This window comes from Candidatus Stoquefichus massiliensis AP9 (genome assembly GCF_000455285.1).
In the GTDB taxonomy this organism is placed as follows: domain Bacteria; phylum Bacillota_I; class Bacilli_A; order Erysipelotrichales; family Coprobacillaceae; genus Stoquefichus; species Stoquefichus massiliensis.
Map to the genome: position 1 here is coordinate 233,475 of NZ_HG005284.1, position 11,258 is coordinate 244,732.

The 11,258-nt window shown below is 30.5% G+C and carries 5 protein-coding genes and 1 tRNA gene; 1 reads left to right on the forward strand and 5 read right to left on the reverse strand.

The window, feature by feature from the left end:
- Positions 1-724: RtcB family protein (locus BN350_RS18135; protein ID WP_044600022.1), on the reverse strand; the 724-nt coding region annotated here is incomplete at its 3' end.
- A gap of 305 nt (positions 725-1,029) precedes the next feature.
- A tRNA-Gln gene (locus BN350_RS01245) sits at positions 1,030-1,105 on the reverse strand.
- 51 nt (positions 1,106-1,156) lie between these two features.
- On the opposite strand from BN350_RS01245, the gene gltX reads away from it, so the two are divergent.
- The gene (gltX, locus tag BN350_RS01250; RefSeq protein ID WP_028041974.1) at positions 1,157-2,554 is read left to right on the forward strand and encodes a glutamate--tRNA ligase; all 1,398 of its coding nucleotides are present in this window, start codon (positions 1,157-1,159) and stop codon (positions 2,552-2,554) included.
- A 35-nt stretch (positions 2,555-2,589) separates the two neighbouring features.
- Here the strand turns inward: gltX and BN350_RS18145 are convergent, their stop codons facing one another.
- From BN350_RS18145 to BN350_RS01265, 3 genes are all read right to left on the reverse strand, one after another.
- Entirely contained in the window at positions 2,590-8,544 is a 5,955-nt protein-coding gene (locus BN350_RS18145) for a discoidin domain-containing protein (protein WP_049945479.1), read from the reverse strand.
- A gap of 108 nt (positions 8,545-8,652) precedes the next feature.
- Positions 8,653-9,672 carry a LacI family DNA-binding transcriptional regulator gene (locus tag BN350_RS01260; protein ID WP_028041975.1) on the reverse strand — a complete coding sequence of 340 codons (1,020 nt, stop codon included), beginning with the start codon at positions 9,670-9,672 and terminating at the stop codon, positions 8,653-8,655.
- 75 nt (positions 9,673-9,747) lie between these two features.
- The gene (locus BN350_RS01265) at positions 9,748-11,091 is read right to left on the reverse strand and encodes a glycoside hydrolase family 1 protein (protein WP_028041976.1); all 1,344 of its coding nucleotides are present in this window, start codon (positions 11,089-11,091) and stop codon (positions 9,748-9,750) included.
- Positions 11,092-11,258 lie beyond the last annotated feature (167 nt).

An 11,258-nucleotide genomic window follows, 5' to 3' on the forward strand; every position in this document is an offset into this window, starting at 1 on the left:
AATGACTGCCACGTGATCCCGCTATAACTGCATATTCATTATCTTGTGTAGAAATACTTCCCTTATGATGATAGTATTCATCCTCTTTTATTTCAATATAATTATGAATACAATCAATTATCAATTGATTACAATACTTATACCCTAACATTCCCATAAAAATATCAGCTATCTGATTTCTGTTCTCTCTTGCAAAACCAACCGCTTGATCATGAAGATTCATATATTCTTTATAATTTTCATGATTCACTTTTAACCCATCAGTTGATGCAAATTGATTATAAATGTCTTCCCCCATTTGTCTTGAACCACTATGAACAAGAACATACAAATGATTCTTGTTTAAAGATAACTTCTCCATAAGAGAAGAATTATAAACAAAATCAATCTCTTGTAATTCACAAAAGTGGTTTCCACCACCAATAGAATATTTTCCTGTTATTTTCGTATTCTCTAACTTCTTAACAATCTTATTAATATGACATTTCTTTAATTGTAAAGAAGTATCATACAATGACATACCACATCCAATATCATTACCAATCCAATACGGATAAACAATATCTTTTGTTTTAATCGTTGTGCCTATAGGTGTTTTTCCAAAATGTAAATCTGGTAAACCTATTATATCTAAAACACCTTCATAAGCAGCCAATTTTTGTAACTGTAAAATAGCGTTTTCCTCTATCCACAGTTTATCATTTTTTATTATTTTAATTCCCATTTTTCCTCCTGTTTATCACAAGAGTATAAGAAAACACAGTAGATATCTACTGTGTCAACGTTCCATTACACTTGTGATGTCCTACTTTATTTTGATTTATTCTTTTGTATTCATTTATTTTTAACACAGCCATCACAACCTTTCTTTCTTAAAAGTTTATCATAAATGATTCTTCTACACAATACTTTAAACATTGAATTGATGCTCTTTTTATTGTAAAATACATACGAGTAAACAATAAGAAGATGATAACGATTCTCACAATCAAAATAAAAAGAATCGCAACGATTCTTTTTTCTCATTATTGGCTGGGGTACTTGGATTCGAACCAAGGAAATGTCAGATTCAGAGTCTGATGCCTTACCGCTTGGCTATACCCCAATCGCATACTCTATTATAAAACCTTTTTAAAAAAATGTAAAGGAGAAAAATATGAAAATCAGAACACGCTTTGCACCTAGTCCAACTGGCTATATGCATATAGGTAATTTAAGAACTGCTTTGTATTGTTATTTAATCGCAAAACATAATGATGGTGATTTTATCTTAAGAATCGAAGATACAGACCAACAAAGAGAAGTTGAGGGAGCCATAGACTTAATCTATCAAGTTATGGAAGAAACTGGTTTACACTATGATGAAGGACCTGATAAAGATGGTGGATATGGACCTTATATTCAATCACAAAGATTAGATATCTATCATAAATATGCTAAAAAACTCATTGATTTAGGTGGTGCTCACTATTGTTTCTGTGAAGGAGAACTAGAAGGAGAAGATCCATGTCTTCATCTCTCTCAAGAACAAATTCAAGAAAAACTCAATGCTAGTATACCTGCTGTTATTAGACAAACAATACCACAAACAGGAACAACTTCATTTGATGATGAAGTTTATGGTCATATTGAAGTTGAAAACAAGACTTTAAATGAAGGAATTTTAATTAAAAGTGATGGTTATCCTACATATAACTTTGCTAATGTGATTGACGATCATTTGATGAACATTACTCATGTTGTTAGAGGTAATGAATACTTATCAAGTACACCTAAATATAATTTAATTTATAATGCATTCGACTGGCAAATTCCTACATACATTCATCTTCCACCTGTGAATAAAGATGAAACACATAAGTTAAGTAAACGTAATGGTGATGCTTCTTATCAAGATTTAAAGAAACAAGGATATCTTAAAGAAGCAATTATCAATTATATTGCTTTGTTAGGATGGTCTCCAGAGGATGAAGAAATTTTATCATTGGATGACTTAATTCAACAATTTAATGTTGAACATATTTCTAAATCACCAGCTATTTTTGATATTGACAAACTAAAATGGATGAATGGGATGTACTTAAGAAATATGTCATTAGAACAATTCCATGAACTGTTATTACCTTATTACCAATCAATAACAAGAAATGTTGATTTATTAGAATTATCTCATGTTTTACAGCCTCGATTAGAAAAATTATCAGATGTTGAAGAAAGCATTAATTTTATTAATGAACCCTTAACTTTTGATGTATCTATCTATACTCATAAGAAGATGAAAACAAATCCTGAAAATTCTTTAGAAGCATTACAACTTGTTAGAGAAAGAATTGCTGATTTTGATGATTTTAATAACGATGAAGCTATGACAGAATTCTTTGTGAATCTCGCAAAAGAAAAAGAATTAAAAAATGGACGCATTATGTGGCCAGTCCGTGTTGCTTTAACAAATAAATCTTTTACACCAGGTGGTGCTGTTGAAATAGCACATATCTTAGGTAAAGAAGAAACATTAAGAAGAATAGATCAGGCAATTATTGATTTACAAAGATAAAAAGATGAACCCCCATGTGGTTCATCTTTTTCCTTTTAGTTTTCTTTTTTCTTTTTATATAATACTATACTAACAACTAGCATACTTAACATAATACCTGTATAAATACCAATAGGTGATTGATCATTTGTTTGTGGTGTTGTGATTTCTCCTATACCCTCATCATGAGTATTATCATAAGAGACAATCGCATATGTCGAAAAATGTGTTGTTGTAAAAATTAACTGGTCGCCTTCTCTTCTTGAAGGAATCTTTGTAACATTACCTAAATCATCAATATATATAATACCTAAATTCTTATCTATGAGTTGACCGTCAATATTTAATGTAACTGTCACTTCACCATTGATATCATAAACTTGTTGATTTAATAACAACTCTAATGTATAGACTCTTTCTAAAGTTGCTGACTGTAAGAACTGTGAGTTTTGCTGATTGATTTGTTCTATAATTTCATTAACTTTTTGATTATTGAAAGCAGCTGTAAATAAAACAACATCTTTTGGTAATTGCCCTTTGATTGTAATATCTTTATTATTATTTTGAATAATAACATTTTGTTCTTCAACAATAGGATCATCTTTTTTCACTTCTAATGAAGTTATTGCATCTTTTAATGAATCAACAATCTTATCAACTTGGCTTTGTAATACTTGACTATCCTGATAAATATCCTTTGCATCTTTTAGGGCTTTTTCTAACGCTTTAATAGACTCTTTGGTATATTTCTCCTGATCTATGCTCTCTGCTTTTTTTATTTCATTAGCTAAAACATCTTTATTGGCTTTCTTTATTAATTCATTTAATGCTTTTTCTAATTGTAAAACAACAGATTTCACTTGATCTTGTGTTACATTTTCATCATTATTTACTTTTTGTGCTAATTGCAAAGCATCTTCTAAGACTTTTATTGTCTTGTTAATATATAATTCTTTATCAATATTTTGTGCTTTTTTTATCTCATTGATTAAATCAGTTTTATCTGCTTTCTTTACTAATCCAGCAACAGCTTTTTGTAATTGTTCCTTTGCCTTAAGAATCTGTGAAGCTGTGGCTTCTTTATCCTTATAGACTGTTACTGCATTTTCTAATGCATCTTGATAGATAGTCACAGTCTTTGGTATATACATACTAACATCAATATTTTTATTTTGATCATAGTAAGCCTTTAATTCTGACTTAAGTGTAATACCATAAACCTCAAATTCCCATAATGAATAACCATATTCTCCAGATGGTTGAATACCTAACATTCTAACATATCTACCTGTTTTTGGTATATCATATGTAAATTCTTTGATTCCAGGTTTACCGTCAGTAACATGACTGATATCATTCCAATTTTCTCCATCATTTGAAACTTGTAGTTTATATTCTTTACCACAAGCACCTTCCCAATTCAATACAATTTTTTCAATATTATAAACATCTTCTAAATCAACTTGAATATATTGAGAATCAACATTAACTCCTGGATTATCTTTTCTTGTTGCAGATACCCATCTTGATTGGAAAATATCACCTTGATTTTCAACACTTCCATCAAATGCATATTTTGATTCTAACATAAATCCTGAAGTTGGATTCTTACGCACACTACTTGCAGTTGATGGTTTATTAAGTGCTCTATTGATTGTTTCTTGTTTAACTAATGTTCCATAAACTTCAAATTCCCATAATGAATAACCATATTCTCCAGATGGTTGTATTCCTAGCATTCTGACATAACGCCCTGTTTCTGGCATATCATATGTAAATTCTTTGATTCCAGGTTTACCTTCAGTAACATGACTGATATCACTCCAATTTTGTGCATCATCTGAAACTTGAATCTTATATTCTTTACCACATGCACCTTCCCAATTTAAGATAACTTTAGAAATATCGTATGTATCTTGTAAATCAACATATATCCATTCATCATTAGAATTACGATTAGATACCCACCTTGACTGCTTGTTATTGACTTTATCAACGCTTCCATCAAATGCCAATGAAGAATAATAAACTTTATTTCCATCTTTTGTATCCAAAAATTCAGAACTTGCAGTTGATGGTTTATTTAATGCTATATTGATTTCTTCTGGTTCAGGTATATCTTTGACTTCACCTAAAACTTTTAATTCCCAAATATTAATACCCCATTTTGTTCGAGAAGAAAATGAATGAATTTTAACATATCTTGCATCTATTGGTTTATCAAATAGTACATTATCAATATAATGTTTATCACTTGAGGCAACAGTATTTGATTTTAAATGTTCTTTCACTGTTGTCCAAGTTTTATTGTCATCAGAAATCTCAATACTGTAATCATCTGAACATCCAGTTTCCCAATCAATGATTATAGCATCAATAGATGCAATACTACCCAAATCAACACTCATCCATTCTTCTTGAGTATTAAATCCAGTTTCTTTTCTTTCTGAAGACCATTTTGTATTTAACTTTCCATCAATAGCTGCCTTTGTCTCTGTTTCATCATTGTAATGAGAACTACTGTCTACTATTTTATTTAATGCTATATTGGTTCCTTCTGGTTCAGGTTCTGGTTTTGGATCCGGTTCTGGTTCAGTCATATCTTTCACTTCACCTAAGACTTTTAATTCCCAAATATTAATACCCCATTTTGTTCGAGAAGAAGATGAATGAATACGAACATATCTTGCTTCTAAAGGTTTATCAAATTGTATTTGATCAATATAATGTTTAGCAGTTGAAGCGATAGTATTTGATTTCAAATGTTCTTTTACTGTTGTCCAAGTTTTATTGTCATCAGAAATCTCAATACTGTAATCATCTGAACATCCAGTTTCCCACTCAATCTCTACACCATCAATATATGAAATATCCCCCAAGTCAACACTGATCCATTCTTCCTGTTTATTAAAACCTGGGTCTTTTCTTGCTGAGGACCATTTTGTATCTGACTTTCCATCAACTGCTAATTCTGCAACTGGATTATCTTTATTTTTATAAACAGAACTTGCTTCTACTGCTTTATTCAAAGATATATTTTTACTGATATTTTGTCCATATACACTTAATTCATAAATACTAATACCATATTTTGTTGCAGAAGAATATGAGTGAATACGAACATATCTTGCTTCTACAACTTCATTTAAAACCATTTGATCTTTTAATGATGAATCTGATTTCAAATTTTCTTTAACAGTTTTCCATGTTTTATTGTCATCAGAAACTTCAATAGAATAATTGTTAGAGCGTGCAGTTTCCCATACCAATTCAATTGCATCAATACGAGCTTTTCTACCCAAATCAACACTTATCCATTCTTCTTGCTTATCAAAACCAGATTCTTTTCTTAGTGAAGACCATCTTGTATTCAAATTGCCATCTACTGCATTTTGTTTAACATTTCCTGGATCATTTGTAGAAGTAGAACTGACATTAACAGTTTTATTTTGTGAAAGCAATTGTGAGTTATGGAATGTGACTTCTTTCATCTGATAACAATTTCCACTGCTCTCTTTCATAACAAGTTTTATGTATTTGTACATACCACCAATAGTCACATTTTCTTTATTACCCTTACCATCTGTGACTGATTTTATTTTCTGATAATTAAGTCCATCTTTTGAAGCATAAACATCATATTGTTTTGCATATTGTTCTCCCCATAAAATATCAATGTCTTTAATATATTGACTTGTACCAACAAATAGAGAAATCCATTCATCAGTATTTCCTTGACTTTCCCAATATGTTGAATTATTTCCATCAACTGCATTTTTAACTGGATGTCCTGTAGATGAACTACTCGCTTGATAACGATCATCTTGACCTTCAGTTAATGTTATAGATTGACCAGCATATGGCAACCCTTTTGTTGTAAAAACTGTTGATGTTTTCACATTGTTATTGTCTAATTGAACATTGATAACTTGATGAGCACTTTGATCATTAACTGCAACAGTTATTTTTCTTGTTGCTGATGATTCATCAATAATCATACTGCAAGGATAATCAACAGTGACTGTATATCCATCTTTATACTCTAAAGAACCTGCTTTATAGAAATTAATTTGTGTTTGTTTTAATCCATCATGACGAACTGCCTGTACATCTTTTGTATTGGCAACAATTTGAATCGGATTATTTTTTGAATATTGTTCAACTTCTTGTGAAGTTTTGTTAGGTAAAACAATATATTCATAACTTGCATCTTTAGGCTTTAACCCATGATCTATCCAAGCTGTAAATGTTTCAGGTGTCGCATCTTTTTCTTTTTGTTCCCATAAAGATGGATTATCAGCTTGTAATCTATTACTCACTTGTACTGTTGTTTCTTGTGGAAATACATATCCTGTTTTATCATTGTATATCCATTGACCAGTATAGCTTGTCCCTTTTGTTCCAGTTGAAACAGTATTTCCATTCACAGTAACATTCTTTGCTTTACTTTGATTCAATGTTGTATGAATATTTACAGACTCTTTTGAACTAATACCAGCTCCTAATGCTACAAATTCATCATCAAAGAAGAAGTAACCTTTGCTTGCTTTGGTATCTTTTTTGTCCATGACATAGGCTGTTGCCCCATATTTTCCATTTGAAACACCAATCGTATGATCAGTTCCATTTGTAAATCTACCAGAGTTTGAAAAATCAGCAACAATACGATTGGCTGTTGTTGTTCCAGGAACATGCGCCCAATCAAAAGTTGGATAGACTTTTGTATACTCATCACCATCTACTGTAATACTAGATGCTGCTGAAGATGTCCAATAAATCAATTGACCATTTTTTTGAGTACTTCCACGCCATTCTCCACCAATAATATCTTTAGAATCCATTTTTATATTGACACCATATCCATCTCTCATATGAGATGCATATCCTGAACGCCACATATAATGATTTCCATCTTTACCATTTGATACATTATTTCCTTCAATGTTATCTAGCACAGCCTGATAACGACTAGCATTCTTTGTATCAGAAATGATCATTCTTTTTAATGGTTCAATATACTCTTCAGCATAATTTTGATATCCTACATCGAACTTATATGGACGATATCCAAGATACATTTCCATGATATCCCCTCTAATTGTCCAGCTTGTTCCATCTAACATGTAATCAGCCATTCTATCAACAACATCCTGACCAATTGCAAATTCTGTACCTCTTAATATATAAATCCAAAAACTCATATCTCTAAACATTGACATTCCATATCCATTAGAATAAAACTGTTTTCCATGCATATAGAAACTATTGTCAACTTGAACTGCCTCAGCAGTTTTATCATCTAATTGAATTGATAAACAATAATTCAAATAATTATCTACCATATCCTTTAATTTCTTTGTATCATTTTTTAACAATGCATAATAAACATGATTTTGATCAAACCACAGATTATTTTGACCTGTTCCATATTTGACTGGTGTTTTTTCAATTAATTTAGTTAAAATAATATCAAATGATTCATTACTGATAACACCTTCCATAAATAATCCAATTCTTGAAAAACGAAGTTGTACTCCGACTTCATTTTCCCACCAGTTATCAGAATAAGGACCATCAGGCTTTTTGTCTCGTTTTCCTTGCGTTACCCAGTTTTTCAATGCTTTATCAATACCATTTTTGGCAGCCTCACTTTTATATAAAGCATTTCCTGGCTTGTGATATGCAATTGCAATAGCCTGCAATCTATCTAATGCTAAATATGGATCCCATGCTCCTCCATTGGCAGCATTTTTATGAGATTGATAATCAACATCTGCAAAACTTCCATCCTCTTGCATAAGTTTTAAATAGTCCTCTGCCTTACTTACATAACAAGTCTCAACTTTAGAACCATCATCAATCGTATCAAGTTCTAAAAAATATGTTTTCAGTCTTGTTTTGATTGCTGTGATATCATCTTGACTTGCTGCTCTCACTGTACTTCCCTGTCCGAAAACAAGACTGAGAAGCATTGTAAGTACTAAAATAATTTTACTTAATCTCTTCAACATTTCCTTTCCCTCCATAAATAAAGCGCTTACTTTATATTCTTATTTTTATGGACTTTTACTTGAATTACAACGATAAAATGCTTTAAAAAAAAGAAATCCTTTATTTTTTTACTTTAAAGAATCTCTTTCGACAATTTTCACACTTAATAATTGGGTTGAAGTAACGCTTTCTTTACGATGTATAAGATCAATTAACTTCGAAACTGCAACTTCTCCCATAAGTTGTTTTTGAACTTGCACTGTTGTTATTTGAGGTATACTTTTTTCACACAAAGGTGTATCATCAAATCCTACAACACTTATATCTTCTGGTACTTTTATTCCCATTTGTATTAAAGCTGTAATAACTGCAAATGCATTTGAATCATTAGCACAAACCAAAACTTCAGGCAATTCTTTAGATTTTAAAATATTGATAATTTCAACAATATTATTAGATAGAATATGTTTTTCTATTCCTTTTACAAAAGAGTATTGATGAATATATTCATCAATTCTATCTTGCTCTACAATACCATTTTTAATAAGTGATTGACGAAATCCCATAAACCGATCTTGAAAACTAAAAGAATAATCTAGATCACCAAAAAATCCAATATGCTGATAACCCTTTTCTATAATATAACTCGTCATCATATAGCCACCTTGTTTATTATGTGTTAAAACACAATCGCATGGTGTACATAAAGATGTAAAATCAACCAGAACAATTGGAATCCCAATCTTTTTAAGTGTTATGAGATTCATATCAGATATTTTTCCGACAATCAAAATACCTGCTACCTTCCTATTCTCTATACATTCAGGAATAATGAGATGATCATCTTCAAAATAATTTAAGATAGAAAAATATCCAAATGTTTTCGCTTGTTCTACAATAGAATGTAAGACTATAGAATAAAAATGACCAGTATTGGCATAATAACTCTGCATGAAAACACATATATTTGATTTAGAAAACACAGAAAGATATTGTCTTTTTTGATTAATATATCCCATTTCATCAGCTGTTCTTAAAATTTCTAAACGCATTTGATCACTAACTCCTGGCTTATCATTTAATGCAATGGAGACAGCATTAATAGAAATATTCAAACGTTGTGCAATATCTTTCATAGTCACTTTCATATCATCTTCATCCTTTCATTTACCTCAATTATATATCAAAAGACCATACAATTCAGTATGTATGATCTATTCTTATTATAATTCTTCACCATTTGTCTCAATAACATGCTTAAACCAATCAAAAGACTTCTTCTTCATTCTTTTCATATCTTTTAAATCTTTATTATCACGATTAACATAGATAAAACCATAACGTTTCTTCATCTGTGCACGACTACTTAATATATCTACTGGACCCCATGATAAATATCCTCTACAATCCACACCTTCTTTAACTGCCAACTTCATTTCCTCAAGATGTTTTCTCATGTAATCAATACGATAGTCATCAATAATTTCACCATTTTCATTTACCTGATCATCATATCCAAAACCATTTTCGACAATGTAAATAGGCATTTCATAACGATCATATAATTGACGTAAAGTAATTCTTAATCCGATTGGATCTACCGTCCATCCAAATTCAGACATTTCCAAATAAGGATTCTTTTTAATCACAACATCATTAACATTTGTTAAACTTTCCTCACCATAATGCGAAATTGTAGACATATAATAACTAATAGATAAATAATCTGTTATTCCTTTTTTTAATATATCTAAATCACCTTCTATTATTTCAGGCATTGTTCCTTCATTTTGCATATTAGCATAATAGAAGGAATTATAATGTCCTCTTGCAAAAACATCTAAGAAAACATAAGCTTCACTTTGCGCCTTCATACTTTCAATTGTATCTAAAGGATGGCATGTTTCTGGATAACTTTGAACAACAGTTGCCATACCTAAAACTTCACAACCTTTTTGATGAATATATTCATTCACTAAACTATGAGCAATTAAAGTATTATGCATAATCTGATTATCAAATGTTTGAGGATCAACACCTTCAGGACAAACAGCCCCAAAAAACATCTTTGGCCCTTTTTGTAATATTCCATTTTGTTCATTAAAAATAATCCATTTGTTCACTTTAGAGGCATATCTATCTACAATTTTCTTACATAATTCAACAAATATATCAACAACCTTACGACTCGCAAAACCATTATATTTCTCATATAAATAAACAGGCATTTCAAAATGATACAATGTTGGTATAGGCTCCATACCTCTTTCAATCAATGCATCAATAAATTCATCATAGAATTGGAAACCAGCTTCATTATAAGTGTTCTCATCACTCATCAATCTTGACCAATCAATAGAAAAACGATAAGCATTAAATCCCATTTCCTGAAACAAATCAAAATCTTCTTCATATCTATGATAACTGTCTATTCCATCTTTAAAATCAGAAAACTCTCCTGTTGGTGTCAAATCACAAACAGCAGGTACTTTTCCACCTTCAGTATATCCACCTTCACTTTGATGAGCAGTGACTGCCCCTCCCCATAAAAAATCTTCTCTTAACATTATCTTTCTCCTTATTTTTAAATTGAAAAGATTAATTTCAAGTTAAAGAATGATTGTTTGAGGTAGTTGACTTTTTATTCTTTAACTTGAAGTTATCTTCATCTTTAAGTATGCATACATTTTACTTGAAAAACAAGATATTATTACTTGAAAAAAATATTTTTTAA